The sequence below is a fragment of the Avibacterium sp. 20-126 genome, assembly GCF_044358625.1.
Lineage (GTDB): Bacteria > Pseudomonadota > Gammaproteobacteria > Enterobacterales > Pasteurellaceae > Avibacterium.
Map to the genome: position 1 here is coordinate 1081060 of NZ_CP091457.1, position 20681 is coordinate 1101740.

14 protein-coding genes are annotated in these 20681 nt (G+C 36.3%); 11 read left to right on the forward strand and 3 right to left on the reverse strand.

Annotation, left to right across the window (positions count from 1 at the left end; all coding sequences use genetic code 11):
* Positions 1–86 precede the first annotated feature (86 nt).
* From L4F91_RS05010 to recD, 4 genes are all read left to right on the forward strand, one after another.
* A complete protein-coding gene (locus L4F91_RS05010) occupies positions 87–2549 on the forward strand; it encodes a glycogen/starch/alpha-glucan phosphorylase (RefSeq protein ID WP_395897674.1) in 2463 nt (820 codons plus the stop codon).
* A gap of 159 nt (positions 2550–2708) precedes the next feature.
* Positions 2709–3065 carry a DsrE/DsrF/TusD sulfur relay family protein gene (locus L4F91_RS05015; RefSeq protein WP_395897676.1) on the forward strand — a complete coding sequence of 119 codons (357 nt, stop codon included), beginning with the start codon at positions 2709–2711 and terminating at the stop codon, positions 3063–3065.
* Between the two features lie 6 nt (positions 3066–3071).
* The gene (gene recB / locus L4F91_RS05020; protein ID WP_395897824.1) at positions 3072–6695 is read left to right on the forward strand and encodes an exodeoxyribonuclease V subunit beta; all 3624 of its coding nucleotides are present in this window, start codon (positions 3072–3074) and stop codon (positions 6693–6695) included.
* Positions 6695–8731, forward strand: a complete 2037-nt coding sequence (gene recD / locus L4F91_RS05025; protein ID WP_395897678.1) for an exodeoxyribonuclease V subunit alpha — start codon at positions 6695–6697, stop codon at positions 8729–8731. The genes recB and recD overlap by 1 nt, the downstream gene beginning before the upstream one ends.
* A 188-nt stretch (positions 8732–8919) precedes the next feature.
* On the opposite strand, the gene asnS is transcribed toward recD, so the two are convergent.
* Positions 8920–10323, reverse strand: a complete 1404-nt coding sequence (asnS, locus tag L4F91_RS05030; RefSeq protein ID WP_395897680.1) for an asparagine--tRNA ligase — start codon at positions 10321–10323, stop codon at positions 8920–8922.
* A 195-nt stretch (positions 10324–10518) separates the two neighbouring features.
* Here asnS and L4F91_RS05035 point away from each other — a divergent pair, with 195 nt between their 5' ends.
* The 6 genes from L4F91_RS05035 (at position 10519) to L4F91_RS05060 (ending at position 17630) form a co-directional block, all read left to right on the forward strand.
* A complete protein-coding gene (locus L4F91_RS05035) occupies positions 10519–11742 on the forward strand; it encodes an ROK family protein (protein ID WP_250350264.1) in 1224 nt (407 codons plus the stop codon).
* A gap of 64 nt (positions 11743–11806) precedes the next feature.
* Positions 11807–12529, forward strand: coding sequence for a dethiobiotin synthase (bioD, locus tag L4F91_RS05040; protein ID WP_250351689.1), 723 nt, complete (start codon positions 11807–11809; stop codon positions 12527–12529).
* Positions 12530–12563: 34 nt separating this feature from the next.
* The gene (locus tag L4F91_RS05045) at positions 12564–13001 is read left to right on the forward strand and encodes a hypothetical protein (protein ID WP_395897683.1); all 438 of its coding nucleotides are present in this window, start codon (positions 12564–12566) and stop codon (positions 12999–13001) included.
* A gap of 196 nt (positions 13002–13197) precedes the next feature.
* Positions 13198–15144 (forward strand): hypothetical protein, encoded by a 1947-nt coding sequence (locus tag L4F91_RS05050; RefSeq protein WP_395897685.1) that lies wholly within the window; start codon positions 13198–13200, stop codon positions 15142–15144.
* Between the two features lie 12 nt (positions 15145–15156).
* Positions 15157–15999, forward strand: coding sequence for a hypothetical protein (locus tag L4F91_RS05055; RefSeq protein WP_395897686.1), 843 nt, complete (start codon positions 15157–15159; stop codon positions 15997–15999).
* Positions 15981–17630, forward strand: coding sequence for a hypothetical protein (locus L4F91_RS05060; RefSeq protein ID WP_395897687.1), 1650 nt, complete (start codon positions 15981–15983; stop codon positions 17628–17630). The genes L4F91_RS05055 and L4F91_RS05060 overlap by 19 nt, the downstream gene beginning before the upstream one ends.
* A gap of 104 nt (positions 17631–17734) precedes the next feature.
* On the opposite strand, the gene L4F91_RS05065 is transcribed toward L4F91_RS05060, so the two are convergent.
* Together L4F91_RS05065 and cls are read right to left on the reverse strand one after the other, a co-directional pair.
* Positions 17735–18376, reverse strand: a complete 642-nt coding sequence (locus tag L4F91_RS05065; RefSeq protein ID WP_395897688.1) for a histidine phosphatase family protein — start codon at positions 18374–18376, stop codon at positions 17735–17737.
* A 36-nt stretch (positions 18377–18412) separates the two neighbouring features.
* The gene (gene cls, locus L4F91_RS05070) at positions 18413–19876 is read right to left on the reverse strand and encodes a cardiolipin synthase (RefSeq protein WP_395897689.1); all 1464 of its coding nucleotides are present in this window, start codon (positions 19874–19876) and stop codon (positions 18413–18415) included.
* Positions 19877–19910: 34 nt separating this feature from the next.
* Here cls and L4F91_RS05075 point away from each other — a divergent pair, with 34 nt between their 5' ends.
* The gene (locus tag L4F91_RS05075; protein WP_395897690.1) at positions 19911–20609 is read left to right on the forward strand and encodes a TIGR01621 family pseudouridine synthase; all 699 of its coding nucleotides are present in this window, start codon (positions 19911–19913) and stop codon (positions 20607–20609) included.
* Positions 20610–20681 lie beyond the last annotated feature (72 nt).

Consider the following 20681-nt stretch of genomic DNA (forward strand, 5'->3'; position numbering starts at 1 on the left):
ATTTTAGGCTGGTTTTTGTTGTGTTTTTATACAAAAAGGATAAAAATACGCCGATTTTAAATTGCAATAAATTAGGAGAGCCACTTATGACAACGGATAACATTGATTTTCCATTCTCTTATAACCAACCTGAACAAACCACAGAATCGCTGAAAAAAGCGATCGTGTATAAATTGATTTTCTTAATTGGGCGTTCACCACAAGAAGCAAGCCAACGTGATTGGCTCAATGCCACCCTTTATGCGGTGCGTGATCTTGTAACAGAAGGCTGGATTTCGACCGCCCGTCAATCCCGTGATGAAAAAACACGTCGCGTCTATTATTTATCAATGGAATATTTAATGGGGCGGACGCTTTCTAATGCGTTGATTGCAGAGGGCGTTTATACCCTTGCTAAAGAAGCCTTAAATGAGCTTGATGTGGATTTAGAAGAAATCATTGAGAAAGAAGTAGATCCCGGTTTAGGTAATGGCGGTTTAGGGCGTTTGGCTGCGTGCTTTATGGATTCCATTGCCACCTTAGCTATTCCCGCAATGGGATATGGTATCCGTTATGAATACGGTATGTTTCGACAAACAATCGAAGAAGGTAAACAAGTAGAAAAACCCGATGCGTGGTTAGAAAAAGGCGCGCCTTGGGAATTTATTCGTCCTTCTAAACGTTTCACTATCCAATTTGGCGGGCATATTTATTTTGAAGGAAAAAAATGTGTTTGGGAGAGTAAAGAGGAAATTGTTGCCTTAGCTTATGATCAAATGATCCCCGGGTATGCCAACGACAGCGCGGCAACTTTACGCTTGTGGAGCGCCCACGCAGGGGATTCTTTCAATCTTGCCGAATTTAACCGTGGTGATTATTTTCGTGCCGTAGAACAACGCGCTTCCAGTGAAAATGTCTCGCGCGTGTTATATCCTGATGATTCCACTTGGGCAGGACGTGAATTACGTCTACGCCAAGAGTATTTCTTAGTTTCCGCCTCACTACAAGATATTATCAAACGCCACAAACGCACGCACGGTAGCGTAAAAAATTTGGCAGATAAAGTGGCAATTCACTTAAACGATACCCACCCAGCCTTAGCTATTCCTGAATTGATGTACATTTTAGTGGATAAAGAAGGCTATGATTGGAAAACCGCGTGGGATATGTGTCGCCGTATTTTCTCTTACACTTGCCACACGTTGATGTCTGAAGCATTAGAAACTTGGCCAGTGGAAATGATGGCAAAAATTTTACCACGTCATTTACAGATCATTTTTGAAATCAATGATTATTTCTTAGAATATGTTCGCACTTATGTGACCACTGATGATAATTTTATTCGTCGTGTGTCTTTAATTGAAGAGGGTGATGTGCGTAAAGTACGTATGGGCTGGTTATCTGTTGTGGGATCGCACAAAGTCAATGGGGTTGCTGCTATTCATTCAGATCTTATGGTAACCTCAACCTTTGCCGATTTTGCGCATATTTACCCTGAACGTTTTACCAACGTCACCAATGGCATTACACCACGCCGTTGGATTGCCGTGGCAAACCCGGATTTATCTGCCTTATTTGATGGTTATATTGGCACGCAATGGCGTCGAGATCTGAGTTTATTAAATGAGCTCAAAGCCCATCTTGATGATCCTGATGTGCAAAACGCTATTCCAGCCATTAAACGCGCAAACAAAGTGCGCTTAGCTGATTATGTGAAAAAAGAATTAGGCATTGAACTCAACCCTGATGCCTTATTTGACGTACAGGTAAAACGTATCCACGAATACAAACGCCAAATCCTCAATGTGTTACACATTATTGCCCGCTATAACGAAATGCTTGAATACCCTGAAAAAGACTGGACACCACGCGTGTTTATCCTTGCGGGCAAAGCTGCTTCAGCCTATTACGCAGCGAAACAAACCATTAACTTAATTAATGATGTAGCAAAAATCATCAATAACGATGAACGTTTGCAAGGTCGTTTAAAAGTGGTGTTCATTCCAAATTATAGTGTAAGCCTTGCACAAATGATCATTCCAGCGGCGGATATTTCTGAACAAATTTCCCTTGCGGGAACAGAAGCCTCAGGCACAAGTAATATGAAATTTGCACTCAATGGCGCATTAACCTTGGGAACATTAGACGGGGCGAATGTAGAAATCTTAGAAAATGTCGGCGAAGATAATATTTTCATCTTTGGGCATACCGTAGAACAGGTGGAAGCGTTACGTCGTAACGGCTACCGCCCTTATGATATTTATCAAAGCAATGAACAGCTACGCCGAGTGATTGACCAAATCACCTCAGGATTTTTCTCGCCGAATGATCCGCATCGTTATCAAGATTTGCTTAATGGCTTATGTTATCACGATTATTATCAATCCTTTGCCGATTTCCAAAGCTATGTGGAAGCACAAAAACGGGTTGATGAAAGATACCGTGATCAAAGCGCGTGGACCAACAGTGCATTACAAAATATTGTGAATATGAGTTTCTTCTCATCAGACAGAACCATTGAAGAATATGCGAAAAAAATCTGGAAAATCCAACCGCTCAAGCTAAATTAGGCGGTTTAAGTAAAGGCTTTCACAAAGTGGGCAAATGAAAAATGCCCACTTTTTTATTACTGTTATCCGTGTAAAATAAGCAAAACCAAGTGCATAGGCAACCCCTTAATGCCGCTTAAAATGACACCGCATTTCCACAATCTAAAAAAGGACATTCTTATGCAAAACATCTTATTTATTGTACATTCTTCCCCTTATGGCGATGAACATTTTTTCAGTGCGTTACGCCTTGCTTTACAGTTACAAGAGCAACATAAAAGTGCGCTACAATTACGCTTATTTTTTATGTCTGATGCCGTCGTCGGAGGATTGGCTCAACAATCGCCAGCTGAAGGTTATCATTTACAGCAAATGATCGAAATTCTCACCGCACAGGGAGCAACAGTAAAATTATGTAAAACCTGCGCGACTGCGCGAGGTATCCACAATGCCCCGCTCGCAGAGGGGGTAGAAATTGGAACATTAATTGAACTTGCCGATTGGACAATGGAAGCAGATAAAGTATTGAATTTTTAATTTATGATGACGATAAAAACGCAAACACTCAATCCAGCCACAATGCCTTTGCAAGGTGTGAGCCTGATCGAAGCCTCAGCGGGAACAGGGAAAACGTACACAATGGCGTCCCTGTATATTCGTTTGCTGTTACAAGCAGGGGAAAACTGTTTCAACCAACCGCTCTCTGTCGATAAAATTTTAGTGGTAACCTTTACCGAAATGGCAACGCAAGAATTGCGAGAACGTATTCGTGCAAGAATTTACCACAGCAAGCAGTTACTGTTGCAATATCAAACCACGCAAGATCTAACGGTCTTTGCACAAGGGGGCGATCCCTTGCTGGGGGAATTAGTGCAAGGCTTAAATGACATTCCCCTAGCCATTCAGCGCCTTAGTTGGGCAGAGCAGAGTATGGATACGGCAGCGATTTACACGATCCACAGTTTTTGTCGTCGAATGTTAATGCAATATGCCTTTAATTCGGGCGTGCATTTTAATTTAGCGTTGGTAACCGATGAAAGTGATTTACTCGCACGTTTAACCAACGAATTTTGGCGAGAAGCCTTTTATCATCAACCTGTTCTTATTGCTAAATTTATTCAACGCACACTCAATTCTCCTACTGAATTATTGCAGAAAATTCGTTCATATTTAGGTGTAGAAAGCTTTAAGGTTGATGTGCCAGATCAGAAATTACTCACTTTATCCCTAGATGAGTTTTTTCAACAACGTTTATTACCTATCTATCAAGCGATTGATGACTTTAAACAACAATGGCTAGCAAATGAAAAAGCATTGTTTGATTTTTTAGAAAAAAATAAATCTAGACAAAAAAATTACCGCACTATTTGGACGGAAGGGCGTTTTAACAAAATGCGAGGTTGGGCAACAAACCCAAATGAACTTACTTTACCAGATGTGTTGTTAGAGCACTTTACTGCGAGCAAAATCGTAGAAAAAACAAAGGAAGGTAATTTACCTCTAGAGCATTTTATCTTTGATCAAGCTGAGGCTTTAGCCGAGCAACAAGAAAATCTCAATCTTGCTTTACCTATTGTGTTATATCATTGTATTAAAGAGATTCGTGCTAAGTTAATTCATTATAAAACTCAGCATACAGAAAAGGGCTTTGATGATTTATTACGCCTTGTTAGAGAGGGATTGTATAGCGATAATGGAAATGATTTTGCTACGCTTATTCGTCATCAATATCCTTTTGCGATGATTGATGAATTTCAAGATACCGATGCACAGCAATATCAAATTTTTTCTAAAATTTATATTGAAACGCTCTCTTCTGAGTCAGGTTTTATTATGATTGGTGATCCTAAACAGTCGATCTATAAATTTCGTGGCGCAGATATTTTTACTTATCTTAAAGCGGCACAACAAGCGAAATACCGTTTTACGTTACAAGAAAATTGGCGTTCAACACCAGCACTAATTGAATGTGTAAATGGTATTTTTGATTTTCAACAACCTCCTCCATTTTTATTTGATGCCATTCATTTCACTAAGGTCAAAGCTGGTAAAAATTTACCTGCTTTTCATCTTAATGGGCAAGCACAACCTCCCCTTCAGTGTTATATTACCGAAGAGACAAATCCAGCGGAATTTGCAAAATGTTGTGCAATTTCCATTCAGCAATGGCTCAAAAGTGCGGAGCAAAATCAAGCCACATTTGTTGATGAACCTCTAAAAGCTAAAAATATCGCTGTATTAGTAAGAAACCGTTACGAAGCTGACTTAGTGAAATCTGCGTTACAAAACTTAGGGATTGCATCAGTTTATTTATCGGATAAAGAAAATGTTTTTGATTCAAATACGGCACGAGAAATAGCATTAATTTTAACGGCTTGTCTTAATCCATTAAATGAAAGGAATATTTTAAATGCCATTGCAACCAGATTGTTCGCTTTAAACAGTGCAGAAATTTATCAAATCAAGCAAGATGAAAATGCGTGGGAGAATATCATTGCACAATTTATTGCTTATCAAAAATGCTGGCAACAAAAAGGGATACTAGTGATGTTGCATCAATTATTGCTAGATAATCAACTTATTCAGCGTTTATTAGCAAATGAACAGAAAGAACGCATTATTACTGATTTTTTACACTTAGCCGAGTTATTACAACAAGCAAGCCGATTAAATGAAAGTGAGGCGGCATTGTTACGTTGGTTTGAAAAGCAAATTCAAGGTACTGATCGATTAGAAGAAATCATTCGCTTAGAGAGTGAGCGAGATTTAGTTAAAATCGTTACTATACATAAGTCTAAAGGGCTTGCTTATGATCTTGTTTGGCTACCTTTTGTTTCACTTCCCACAAGAGAAAAAGAAAATAATAATGCAATTATTTCAACCTATTATTCAGCTGAGCAAGATGAAATGATTTGGGATATGGCAAATCAGCAACAAGAACAAGTTCACAAAGAAAATTTAGCAGAAGAAATGCGTTTATTGTATGTGGCATTAACTCGTGCAAAATATCAAATTGCATTGTGTTTACCAAGCGTATTTACAAATAAGTGGAATAGTTTATTGTATGCCTTAAGTGAGGGAGAAATTGCACAGCAATTAACATTTAGCACTAAAACTTATCACGCGATTGATCTTTTACGTGCTTTACAACAAAAAGTAGGCGGACAACATATCAACTGGCAACTAGCCCAAGATCTGAAAGCGGATTCCCCGTTTGTAAAAGAAGAAATTGAAACACATTTTAGTCCAGCTATTTTTAAGGGAAAGATCGAATACCATTGGGGAGTAACCAGCTTCACGGATATGGTGCATAAGCATCAACGCAATACATTGCAATTACAGGCTGAAAATGAAAGTGCGGTGCAAATTTCGCAAGTTTTTGATCAAGGTAAGGATTACGATTTCAACCTGCCACAAGCCTTCCCGTTAAACGAAGAAATAACGCCACAAGAACGTACCTATCCACAAGGTTATACCCCTTTTGATTTGCCAAGTGGCGTGCGCGTGGGGACGATTTTGCACCGTTATTTAGAAAAAAATACCGCACAATCTGCCCTTGATGAACAAAATCTTGCCAAATTATGCCAAGGGTTACAGCTTGATGAACAATGGATTGTGTCATTACAGCAATGGTTTAACGCCATTTATCACAGCCCATTATTGGTTGGTGAAAACGTAACCCTTGCACAAATTCAACCGCAAGATTGTATAAAAGAAATGCAATTTTATTTAAAATTAAACAAAGCCTTTGATGCCACCGCGTTTAATCGAGCCTTGCAAGATTATCACCCATTTCCCTCACAATCGCTGATTTTTGAGCGTTTGCAAGGAATGTTGCGTGGTTTTATTGACCTCGTGTTTCGTCATCAGGGTAAATATTATGTGCTAGATTACAAATCAAACTTGCTTGGTCATCAAATGGAAAATTATCAGCCTGCCCAGTTGCCTGAAGTGATGAAAAATGGCTTTTATGATTGGCAATATTTGCTTTACAGCTTAGCGTTACACCGCTATTTAACCTTACGTGATCCACATTATCAATATGAAAGGGATTTTGGGGGCGTGATTTATACGTTTTTACGCGGAATGAATGGCAAAGATCAAACAGGTATTTATTTTGATAAACCAGATTGGCGATTAATTCAAGCCTTGGAGGAATTATTTTAATGCTCAGCCTAATTAAAGCACTTCAAGAAAAAGGCATATTTAGCCAAGGGGATTACCATTTCGCACGCTTGATTGCCGAAAAACAGCAAGGCAAAGGGTATTCCTTATGCCAACAAAATTTAGCGATTTTATTGGCAGCATTGTGCAATTATTCTTATTTACAGGGGCATAGTTGCTTGGTGCTTGAGGCTAATTTAGCCAGTTTATTACCATTACCTCAGCAAGAATGGGAATATATAGAAAAAATCAATGCCAAAATTGATTATTTACCCCCTAGCCAATGGCAAGACAGTTTACAGCAACACATTGCTTTTACCACACAGCCACAAGAAAAAATCGCCCCTTTGGTGTTTCAGTTTAATGCGCTGTATTTTTATCGTATCTGGCAAGATGAATACCGCGTTGCAGAATATTTTGCCCATTCCATTCAACGCACGGAACAAAATGTAGAGCAAAGTGCGGGGCAAAATTCAGGCATTTTTGACCGCACTTTTGATCCACAAGCCATCGCAACAATTTTGCAAAAATATTTTCCTCATTCCGCACAACCAAAACAAATTAATTGGCAAGAAATTGCCGTTGCAATGGCAATAAAACAGCCTTTTACACTAATCAGTGGTGGACCCGGTACAGGCAAAACCACCACCGTAACACGATTATTACTTGCCTTACAGGATTTATATCAGCAAGGTTTACGCATAAAACTGGTTGCCCCCACAGGGAAAGCCACTGCTCGGTTAAAAGAGAGTATGGATAATTCCTTAGCTCGCTTAAAAGCAGAATTGGCGTTGCCAGAGGCATTAATCGCTGCTATACCGACACAGCCAGAAACCTTACATCGACTACTTGGCGTACGCTTCTTTGAAGATATGCCCAAGCATAATAAACAGAACCCATTATTGCTTGATGTGCTTGTGGTAGATGAATCTTCGATGATCGATTTATCCCTAATGGCGAAATTGTTGCAAGCCTTAAAACCACAAACCAAATTAATTTTATTGGGAGATAAAGATCAGCTTGCCTCCGTGGAGGCAGGGGCAATTTTGGCAGAATTAGGCAAATTTCTGATGCAAGGCTACAGCCCCAATTTTGTGGCGTATTTACAACAAACCACAGGGCAACATTTGTCTGCGATAACACAAGGCAATCCAATTCGTGATCATCTTTGTCATTTAACCCAAAGCCATCGTTTTGATGAACATTCTGCCATTGGGCAGTTAGCGAAATTGATTAATCAAGGTAACGCAGAAGAAAGCTGGCAGTTGCTACAAGCGGGAGATTTGAAGAAAAGTGATGTTGTAACAATTTCACCTTTAACCCTCGTTGATTTTATGCAATTGACACACACAGGGGAGGCGAATAGCTTGGCATATCAGCAATATTGTGCCAATGTGGTGGTGAAAAGTGCGGTGCAAAATTACACCGATTTTTTAACCTTAATTCAGCAAGTTACGGCGCAAAATCAACCTTTAGATTCAGAAAAAATTCAGCAAATTTTCACCGCATTTAATAAAGTCCGTTACCTCACCGCATTACGTGTAGGGGAGTTAGGCAGTGAACAGCTCAACCAACGTATTGCAGAGGGGCTGCGTGCAAAGGGCTTAGTGCAATTTAATCAAGCGCGTGAACACTATCTCGGCAAACCCATTATGATTACGCAAAATGACAGCAATGTGGGCTTATATAATGGGGATATTGGGTTATATTTACTCAGTCCCAATGAACAAGGGCAACTAAGAGGGCATTTTTATTTTGAAAATGGCAAACGGGAATTAGCCAGCCGTATTCCACGCCACGAAGCCGCCTTTGCAATGACAGTGCATAAATCACAAGGCTCTGAATTTGACCACGCCTTTATGGTACTGCCCACTGAACCTAGCCCGATTTTATCCCGTGAATTGGTTTACACGGGAATTACCCGTGCCAAGAATCACGCCACCGTATTTAGCACGGAGCAAAGCTGGAAAACCGCGGTAAGAAACCCCACCAAACGACAAAGTGGATTGGCGTTGTTGCTACAGAAACTGGTTGAATGATAGCGCGTTTGATTAATGGGCAGTTTGGATAATGTAGCTAAATCAGCGTGTCCATTTTCTAATTTAAACGTTATTCACCAGTTTCCATTTACTTTTACACACCAATATTTGATAAATTTCCACGAAAAAGAGCGATGAAAATTTGTTATTTTTTCACCGCTCTTTATATTGAACTTATTTATTAAAACCTAGAAATTCGCATTTCTCGGTGCGCGTGGGAATGGGATCACATCGCGGATATTTTGCACGCCAGTTACATAAACAATTAAACGTTCAAAACCAAGACCAAAGCCTGAATGTGGTACAGTACCATAACGGCGGAGATCGCGATACCACCAGTAATCTTCTGGATTTAAACCCATTTCTACCATACGTTTATCCAACACGTCTAGGCGTTCTTCACGTTGTGAACCACCGATAATTTCACCAATTCCCGGGGCTAATACGTCCATTGCCGCTACGGTTTTTCCGTCATCATTTAAACGCATATAAAACGCTTTGATATCTTTTGGATAGTTTTTCACCACTACTGGGGATTTAAAATATTCTTCTGCTAAATAGCGTTCGTGTTCAGAGGATAAATCAATCCCCCAAGAAACAGGGAATTCAAAATTTTTGCCTGATTTTAATAAGACGTCAATGGCATCTGTGTAATCAATTTGTGCAAAATCAGAATGAATAAAATTTTCTAAACGGCTGATAACAGAACTATCAACGTGTTTTTCAAAGAATTTAAGATCATCTTTACGCTCATCTAATACGGCACGGAACACATATTTAAGCATTGCTTCGGCGAGTTTTGCGTTATCATTCAGATCTGCAAAAGCAACTTCAGGTTCAACCATCCAGAATTCTGCCAAGTGGCGAGTGGTATTAGAATTTTCCGCACGGAATGTTGGGCCAAAGGTATAGATTTTACTTAATGCACAAGCATAAGTTTCCCCATTTAGCTGACCAGATACGGTTAAAAAGGCTTCTTTACCGAAAAAATCTTGCGAAAAATCCACCGCACCTTGTTCGGTACGTGGTAAATTTTCTAAATCTAGGGTTGAAACACGGAACATTTCCCCCGCACCTTCAGTGTCAGATGCCGTAATCAGTGGCGTTGCTACCCAATAAAAACCTTGTTCGTGAAAGAAGCGGTGAATGGCTTGAGCCAAACAATGACGAACACGTGCGACTGCACCGATGATATTAGTGCGAGGGCGAAGGTGCGCCACTTCACGCAAATATTCAATACTGTGGCGTTTAGCCGCCATTGGATAGGTATCAGGATCTTCCACCCAACCTGTTACTTCCACCTTTTCCGCTTGTAATTCTACTGCTTGTCCCTCTGCTGGGGATTCCACCACTTTACCTGTAACAATCACCGAGCAACCCGTGGTTAAGCGTAGAATTTCTTCTTGATAATTCGCAATATCATTATTGACGATCACTTGGATAGGGTCGAAACAAGAACCATCATACACCGCAAGGAAAGAAAGCCCTGCTTTAGAATCACGACGGGTACGCACCCAACCTCGCACGGTAACCTGATCACCGATTTGAATTTCGCCTTGTAATACCTCTGCAATAGGGGCAATTTGTGTCATATAAACCTCAATCAAAAAATTTAGCGTAAAAACCCGCTTAGTTTACCGCAACTCAGGAAATTTGCCAAAATGAATTATTCAATTGTTTTTGTGAACTTGCCCACAAAATTGAAGTAAATAACTTGTTTTTAGGTGGCAACCTGATATAAAAAAACAATAATTTCATTTCAAAAATTTAATCCGTTGTGGGGCGTTATGATCAAGGAAAGAAAACAAGATAAGTATGTCTTAAAATTACAACAATTAGGGAAAGTGTATCGGCTAATTGAACAATTTGAAGAAATTTCGCGGATTGATCTTTCAAAGCTTTCGCATTTAGCACCAGCGACGATCACCTCTTTAACCCGTCAGCTTATTAATGAACGATTAATTATTGAAAAAGCTGTGCGAAATACAGAAAACCGTGGACGTCCAGCAATTGGTTTATGTGTATCGCCTTTTTTCTGGCAGTCGTTATGTGCGGTGCTGAGTGAAGATCGTTTTGATATATTTCTTTGTGAATTAGATGGTACACCGTTGGCAGAACATTCTTTCCCGCTACGCAGTGAAGAATTTGCACAATTAGATCGCGTTTTAGTAGGGTTCGTGCAAGCGTTTTTAGAAAAAACCAAACTCGAACCTTATAAAGTCATCACCTTTTCCATTGCCGTAACTGGGGAGTTAGATAATGAAGAGCGGTACGTTTATCACCTTGGCAATCGCCAGCTAACACTTGATCTGAAAGCCTTATTTCACCCTTATTTTAAAATGCCTGTTATGGTAACGGATTATTTCCAAACGTGGTTGTTTGCCGAAAGCTCGGTGGGCAGTGTGATTGGTTGTGATCACGTTTTATTTTTACAACTTGATGAACGAGTCAATTTAAGCGTATTATCACAAGGTGATGTGTTACGATGTAACAAACAGCCAAAGATGAATATTGATAAGCTCATTACGCCAACGTTCAACCCCATTCAGCATCAACTCAATCCTCACTTACCTGAAACGGAACGTCATCAAATTATCAATCAGCTCACACACCAAGCTATTTATAAATTGATTGATTTGGCGTATCCCGACAATCAACAAGTGAATAATATTGAAAAAATTCACTTTTTATGCAAAAAAGCACAAGGTAATGAGGCAAAAGCGATTGATATTATTCACCATATCGCGGATTTAACGGCTTATCATTTAATGTGTTTAGTTAATATGTTTTCCTCTAAAAAAGTGATGTTAAACACCTGTTTATTGAGTGCAAAAGAGATTTTCTTAGCGCGCTTAAATCAACGTTTATCCCTTTATCATTGCAATGTGGAAGTGGTAACAAGCCGTTATAAATGGAATAGCCCTGAAGTCTTAACTGCAGCAATTAAGCAAGGGATTTATGATGGCAGTTTGCTGGGTGATCTACTGAAAAATAAAGAAAAATTGTGTTAGCTCAATACTCTCATTATGAAATTCCTTTAGAATTCCAAACAAATGGGATCATAAGGAAAAAATGATGAGCTGCTTTTTTGTTACAGGAACGGATACCAATGTAGGAAAAACGGTATCCAGTCGTGCCATTATCCAAGCCTTGCAAAATCAAGGTATTCAAATTGTAGGTTATAAACCGATTGCGTGTTGCCAAGAGGATTGGGCTTATCGTGAAAGCCCAATAGAAAGCGATTATGGACAAGAAAATAATTCTGATGTCCTAACCTTAATTGACGCCACAAAAGAGAATGTAACCTACCGAGACGTGAATAGTTATAGCTTTTCCCACAGTTTGCCAATGCTAAGTGAAGACGGAGAACGCATTGATATAAAAAAAATTAACGCCGATCTCACCGCACTTACTCAGCGTTATCAATCTGTGCTAGTGGAAGGGGCATTTGGTTGGCTTACCCCAATGAATAAAGAATATAGCTTTGCCAGTTGGGCAATCTCGCACAAAATGCCAGTCGTGCTTGTGGTTGGCATTAAAGAAGGCTGCATTAATCACGCCTTGCTGACGGCGCAATCCATTCAACAATCAGGCTTACCCTTATTAGGCTGGATAGCCAATCGCATTAATCCCGGTTTAGCCCATTATGCAGAAATGATTGAAATGCTCAGCGAAAAAATTGACGCCCCATTACTTGGGCAAATTCCCTATGTTCATCGTCCTGAAGAACAAGAACTAGGGCATTACATCACTAATCTTGAGCGTTTGACTTATCTGCAAACGGAATGGGTGAGGTAAACGAATATATAATTTATAAACATAGGAGAATTTTATGAGTAACAATAGTAAAATATTTATTGATTTAAATATAGATGCTAATAATATCATTAGCAATGATGAAAGCTTTTTGCAATATAAGGCATTAGATAAACTAAAAGGTATACTAATGTCAATAAATAAAAGTTCAGAAAGTAATGAAGCTTTATCAAAAGATAAAAAATATTTAGAAAATATTTATTTACCAAGAAGAAATAACACTATATTTATTGACGGAGAACGAGGTGCAGGAAAAACAACATTTCTAAAATATATTTTTACTACTGTATTTGATATGTTTTCTCAGTCAGATGAACAATTAAAAGGAATTGTTCCATGTGCTTTTATTGATCCTACAACAATAGTAAGCCAACAACATATTTTGACTGATATTATTGCTAAATTACATAAGTTTGTAGACTCATATAATATCATCTCCATTAATCAAGCATGATTTTGATAATGAATGGCTTAAAGGATTACAAGAAATTTCTAATGGAATAGAACAACTTTCTATTATTAATGATAAGAAGGATACATCTTGGTTTTTCTCGAAAGCTTTAAATAGATCAACCAGTGGTCAAGAATTAGAGAAAAAGATTCATGATTTAATAAATCTTATTATAGAAAAATATAATATAAAACTCTTAATGATAGCTATAGATGATATAGATACTAGAACCGATAAAGCCTATGAATTATTAGAAACAATTAGATGCTATCTGACTCATCCTAAATTGGTTGTTTTAGTATCAGGAGATATAAAATTATATAGTTACATAGTTGGAGTAAATAAAGCTAATGAAATAAAAGATAAAACTATAAGTCGCCCATTTGAAGGAAATATGCTTTATCAATTGGAACAACAATATATTATAAAAACACTTCCAATTCATCAAAGAATAAAACTAATGAACTTACATGAAATAAATAAAGAGAACAAGTATAGTATTTACTTAAAAACAAGTATGGAACCCAATAAAGAGGAGCTTCTAGTTTCATTTCTTAAAAATGAATTAAAAAAATATCTTTCAATACATGATGACTATATCGGGGAAATAAATAATTTTATTTTGAGTCAACCTATAAGAACTATTGTACAGTTGATCAAATATCTATTATCAAACAATGATGTTAGTTCTTTTTCAATGGCAATAAAAGATATATTTTTGAGTGACTTACTAAAAGAGAAAATAGGTGTAAATATTTTAGAAAACTTTCCTTCTTCTATTGTAAATATAGCTTCAAATATATTTAGCGTTATATATGAGCATAATGATATGGATACGGGGTTTTATTGTCGAGTTGAAGGAAATGATTCGAGCTATAATATTGCTAAAATTTTCTTGTCATCTTTAGTTTCTTCTTATTCAAAAAGTAATAGTAGAAAAGAGGATAGTGTTTCAATGGCAATAAATTCTATGTTGTTACTAGGTTCTCCTGCAAATATTTATTTATACTTTGTTGAAAGTGAAAATTACACTAAATACTTTGATTACATTGGTTTAAATAACAACTCTAGCACAAGAAACATTATGGAAAAATATAGTGGTATTGTATCACCTAAAATGAAAAGCCATCAAGGAGTTTTAAATGGAATCATCAGACTTAATAGACGAGGAAGTAATCCAGGATTGAAAAGAAAACATCTATCATCTTTAGAGAGATTTTCTGAGCATATACCAGATAATATTATTGATTATATAACAAAAGAAGCATTTTTAATTTCTTCTAATAGGATACGAATTCATACAGAAACTAGAGATTGCGTATCTATATATGCTTTCTTAGCTTCAATAGCTGAATTACTAGAATGTAACGAGGAAAATGAACTAAAAGATAAGCTTGGAAGATTAAGTGCATTTAATACATATTCTGGATTCTTGCCAGAAAGATATAATATAGATGATAGTAATGAAAATGATGATGGAGACAATGAAGATAATGAAAGTAATAATACTCAAAATAATGAATATGAGGACACCCTCATAAAATTATTACTGTCCTGGCGTAAAGATACTAAAACATTAGAATTTAATTATTCATCTTTATGTTTAGGTAAGATATGGGCAAGATTATTCTACTCTATAAATAATATTTCAGATAATGCAAAAAGAGAATACAAAAAAAGAAGGTTATATACAAGTGAAATATTTGCTAGATTTATTTGGGGTGTTTGCAACTCTATATTAATAGAGGAGAGCCGTTATTCTAATAATAGAAGCAATGATATTTTTAATATTATGACCAATGCTAGTAATGTATCAACATCTATCAAGCATTTTATTAATAATTTAAAGTCTATAAAAAACGTACTAAATAACGACAAAAATAGTAGGCTAGAAGATAAATTCAAAGAGTATCTCCCATTAACATATTCTATTGTAAATTGTCCATTAGTTTATCCATTTTTATATATGACAGAAGATAAAATGGCAAATGAAATACTTGAAGGAATCTTGAAGATAGATGAAAATATGAAAAATCATTTAGATAACCTAAAGCTTGATAAACTTGATGAATATGGTTTACCACCAATATCAAAACTGGCAATATCAAAGATAGCACCAGTTTCATTTAAGTATAACGAAAAATAGAGGAAGAAATAAATGTTAATAAATGATTTTATTCTTTCATCACAATTAGTATATAAATCGTTATGTGAAGATCTATTAAGTTATATTTTAGATGAGAGAGGAGTTGAAAGCATTAATATTTTGGATGGGAGAGGAGTTGAAAGCATTAACATCAATAAAATAAAGTTCATCACCTATAACCATTTAAGTATCTACTCCAATTTTAACGATAGAATTTTTTCTAGTTATTGGGATAGTCTATGCTGCAAATATAAAAAGAGAACCTGTTTATCACTAGCTTTACTATATGAAGTAAAAGATTTTTATGTAGAAGAAGATTCTTCCATAAAGTTAAATCTTTTTTCTGATTGGCAAAACTGGATGTCTAACCATTCATTTTTGCCAATATTAGCGCTATGTAATCTATGCAATAATAGGAGTAATATTAGAGGACTTAGAGGAATTTTATCACCTAAGAAACCTATCGTTGAATATTATATTAATAATGTAGGGCTTAATGATCTACATATCCATTTAAATGGAACAACAACAGCAGAATTACTATGGAGTTGGGCATTAGAAACCCCCTCTTCTATAAGAAATTATTTAGAGGAAAACTTTAATAAGGAACATGTTTTTTTACATTATGGTTCAGATTATTTTCTAAAAACCCCAAAGTCATACCATAAGTTATTAGTTATATCTAAGACTATAAAAAAATTAATTATTTTAATTATTAATGAAAATTATAACAAAGAGTATAATCATCTAATTGATCTACTAATTAAAATATTAAAATATGAGGATTATTTCGATGTTTTTTTGAAGATAATTTTAAATACTATGAAGAGGAAGAGTTGTTTTTTAAAGAGTTAGAATTTCATAGGATAACGATAAATTATCTTAAATCCGGAAAAAGTGAGTCTAGGAGAAAGCTTTTAGACATACTTTATTTGATATATATTGTTTCTATGAATTGCTTTAGAAGCATTTCATTACAATCTGTATATAAAAAAGGATTTGATAACTTCCAAAAAATTGCTGATTCTGGAGCTAGAGAAGGATATGAAAAAGATTACTATATTAGATATATTCAATTACATGGACCAGATGTTTTTTCTAAAAATTCTGATTTAGCAACTATAGAAGGTAGATTTTCTCCTAAAAGCAGCATTGAGGAGAATGAGTTTCTAATCTATAATATTTTAAATGGATTTGTAAAATATGCTAGAGGGAAAAATGGTTTATTAAAAAAAGAAGATTTAAATAGTTTAATTGATAATGTATTAAAAATAGATAGACCAAAACTTAGATTAGTATGCCACTTTATAAAAGGAAAATGGAATTATCATAATATATCTAGCATACCTGATATGAATTATCATTTTAAAAATATTAGAGAAAATCTAATAGAAAAAGGGAAAATTTTACAAGAGACTTTTGTTAAATATCCAAAACTGAAAGATATTATTGTTGGAGTTGATGCTGCAGCTAACGAGATGGACACTCCTCCAGAAGTTTTCTCACCTCTATATAGATTTTGTAGAAGAAATTTTATTAAAAAATTTACATACCATGTTGGAGAAGATTTTGAACATTTAATGACAGGCATTAGGGCTATTTATGAGTCAATAGTTTTCTTAAACTTGAAATCAGGTGATAGGATAGGTCATGCTACAGCAATAGGATTGATTCCTAGTGATTGGATTAAAGCAATACCTAGAGAGGTATTTATATCTAAAGGAGTATGGCTAGAGAATTTATTATTTGCTAGAAAAGTAGCTATATATTTGAATATTGATAATATTCAAATATATAAACTTGAGTATGAAATTAATAAGCTTTCTAAAGAAATATTTGGCGATGACTACAGTAAAAAAATAGATCTTTTATTACTAGACTCTTTCTTTGAGCATAGATATCTAAATCCTGAGATTGTTAATAATTTTTTAGAAAATAAAGTTATATTAGATCTATATGAGATTTCATTAGTCAAATCAATCCCAAGAGATACATTATGTTTATTAAGAGATAGATGGTTTAATGTAAAAACATTTACTAAGTATGAAGAAAAAGAAAAAGTATGTTCTGATTTTTTCTCAGAGAATTTTCTTGTTAAATGTCAGCAATATGTTCAAAAATTAATATCGGAAAAATCAATTGTTATTGAAAGTTTAATTACAAGTAATGTTAGAATTAGTATTTATAATTCAATAAAAGATCATCATATATTTCGTTGGCTAAGAATAGCCAATAGAAAAATAGAAGGAGATTACCCGATGATAATTGTTCTTGGTTCAGATGATCCTGGGATATTTTCTACAGATCTTAGGAATGAAATATATCATATATTTTCCATTCTAAAATATGAATTTGATTATTCTGATGAAAAAGCCATATCTGTTATTAAAATGCTAAATAATAATGGATTTATATATCATTTTAATAATGATGAATCCCCAAGGTTAAATATAGAAGAAAAATTTGAAAATGGTTTTTTAACTTAACATCAATTAATACCTTACTAAGGTATAAAAATAATAGGATAATTAGAATATAATTTTAGAGCCGTACTGTATTAGTCTCTTCTTTGGAGTAGGAATATAAAGCATTACAAATGCTCTATGCTATTCACCGTTTCTAATACAAAACGCCCCGCACTTTCGTTTTCAGCTTGTTCATAACGCACAATACTAATAGAGGTATTTGCCAAGCGTGTTACTCGCGGGTTTTCACGGTGGTTTTGCCAAGTTGAGCCGTCAAATAAAGCGAGCAATAAATGTAGTGTATGACCGTGAGAAACCACCAAAATATTGCCTGAATGATGTACTTGAATAATTTCATCAATGGCTTTCATTGCCCGTTTAGCTAATTCACCAAAGGTTTCGCCACGATTGCTTTTAGCCTGAAAACTGGCGGGATCTTTGGTCATTTGTTGATATTCTTCGTTTTGACGAAGGTGGCTCACTAATGCCCCTTCCCAAGAGCCAAAGCTATGCTCATTTAAGCCTTTATGTTGAAAAAAGGGAATATTTCGTTCGCCAATAATGTATTCTGCGGTATCCATCGCGCGTTTTAACACACTTGAATAGGCTGCAACAAAGGGAATATTGGCTAAGTGTTTGCCTGTTTTTATTGCCCCTTCAATGCCTTCGGCGATCAGTGGTGAATCGCCTTGTCCTTGTAATAAACCTTGTTTGTTCCAAACGGTACGTCCGTGGCGGATGAAATAAAAGGTAAGCTGTTTTTTCATTACTATCCTTAAAAACGTTGAAAATTTATACCGCACTTATAAAAGTGGGCTGAATAAGAAAAATAAACGTTCAATTACGCGTTGATAAACAGGACGTTTTACCCAATCTTTATAGGTTAATAATGAAGAACTTTGGCGGTAATTTTCTTGCAAGAGGGTAACTTCATTAGCAAAAGTTTGATCTTCCACTACCATTGTAACTTCAAAATTTAACATAAAACTGCGCATATCCATATTTACCGTTCCGACTAAGACAAGGCGGTTATCAATCAACACACTTTTGGTATGTAATAGCCCTTGTTCAAATTGATAAATTTTTACCCCAGCGGCAAGAAGATCTTCAAAGAAAGTACGGCTCGCCCAGCTAACCATTAAAGAATCATTTTTCTTTGGCAGAATTAGCGTCACATCAATACCGCGTAACGCCGCAATGCGTAATGCTTCGGCAATGCTATGGCTTGGCACAAAATAAGGCGAGGTAATCGTGATGCTTTTACGCGCGGAGAAAATCGCAATAGAAAGGGATTGCGCCATTAAATCATCTGGAAATCCCGGGCCTGTCGCAAGAATCTGTACGGCGTGAGAATTGTTCTTCTCTATGGGCAATAAAGGGCAATTAGGCAACTGCAATGGGATTTCTTTATCACTTTCAATTTGCCAATCCCACGCATACAGCCCATTTAGCACCGCTGACACCGCACCGTTAATACGCACCATAATATCCACCCATTGCCCAACGTGGCTGTCTTGTTTGAAATATTTCGGATCGACCATATTCATACTGCCTGTATAAGCAATCTGATTATCGAGTACTATAATTTTGCGGTGTTGGCGTAAATCAATACGACTAAAAAACATCCGTAGTAAATTAACGTGTAGCGCTTCGGTGATTTCAATGCCACTTTCTTTCATTTCACGGCAATGTTTACTTTTCAAAAATTGACGACTGCCTACACTATCAAGCAATATTCGCACTGTTACGCCGCGCTTTTGTGCGGCAATTAGTGCGTGTTGCACGTCTTCCACTAGGCCACCATTCCACCAAATATAAAACACCATATTGATGCTATGTTTGGCTTGATGAATATCATCAATAATGCTTTTTATGATACTTTCTGGCGTCTCTAAAATATGCAGTTCATTACCCAGCACACAAGGAATGTTTAAGCGACTTTTGGCTAAGTCAAAAATTGGGCGATAAAGCAGAGTATTATGGTGATTGATTAATTGTGGGCATTGTGAAAAATCGCCAAACCATTGATTAAATTTCGGTGCAAGTAAACGAAATGCCTTTGCGCGTTTTGTCCCTAATTTCACTTCGCCAAATACTAAATAGGCGATAATGCCTACCACGGGGACGAGATAAATTATCATCAACCAAGAAAGGGTAGCTGAAACGGATTGTTTTTTTATCACCAATCGCATTGTAATGGAGATCGTTAAAATCCAAATCAGAACAGGGATGAGATATGCTATAATCTGTTGAAAAGTAAAATTCATTTATTTTTAACCGCACTTTTATAAACGTCTAATTATGCCAGAGATCACAACGCCAATGTTTGACATTGTTTTTCAGCACGCTGATTTTATCATTATTCACAAGCCTTGTGGCATTTCCGTACATAAAGATGAGCAAGAGGTTGGTCTAACCACCTTAATGGCTCAACAATTAAATTTACCCCAAGTTTGGCTGGTGCATCGCTTAGATAGGGCAACATCAGGATTGTTGATTTTAGCATTGAATAAGCAAGCTGCGACAACCTTGTCGGGGCTATTTGCTAGTCATCGCATCGCGAAAACCTATCTGGCGCTATCCACTGAAAAGCCGAAGAAAAAACAAGGACGGATCATCGGGGATATGCAAAAATCGCGTAATGGGACGTGGAAATTATGCCAAAGCAAGGAAAATCCTGCCATCACCCGTTTTTCTTCGCTAAGCTGTGAACCCAATTTACGCCTGTTTATGTTATTTCCGCAAACAGGCAGAACCCATCAGCTACGAGTGGCAATGAAAAGTTTAGGAAGTCCCATTTTAGGTGATGAACGCTATGGCGGAAATAAGCAAAAATCCGACCGCACTTATTTACATTGTTATCAGCTTGAATTTACTTATGAAAACCAGCAGATTTGTGTGAAAGCCTTACCAAAAACAGGTGAATTTTTTACCGCACTTTCTGTGCAAGAAAAAATTCAACAATGGGAAAGGCAGAATAATTGCGAAAAGCCACAATAAAAACGTGATTTTTTAAGGCGTTAGTATTATCATTAAGAAATTTTTCAGATGTTATATTGTTATTAGAGGATA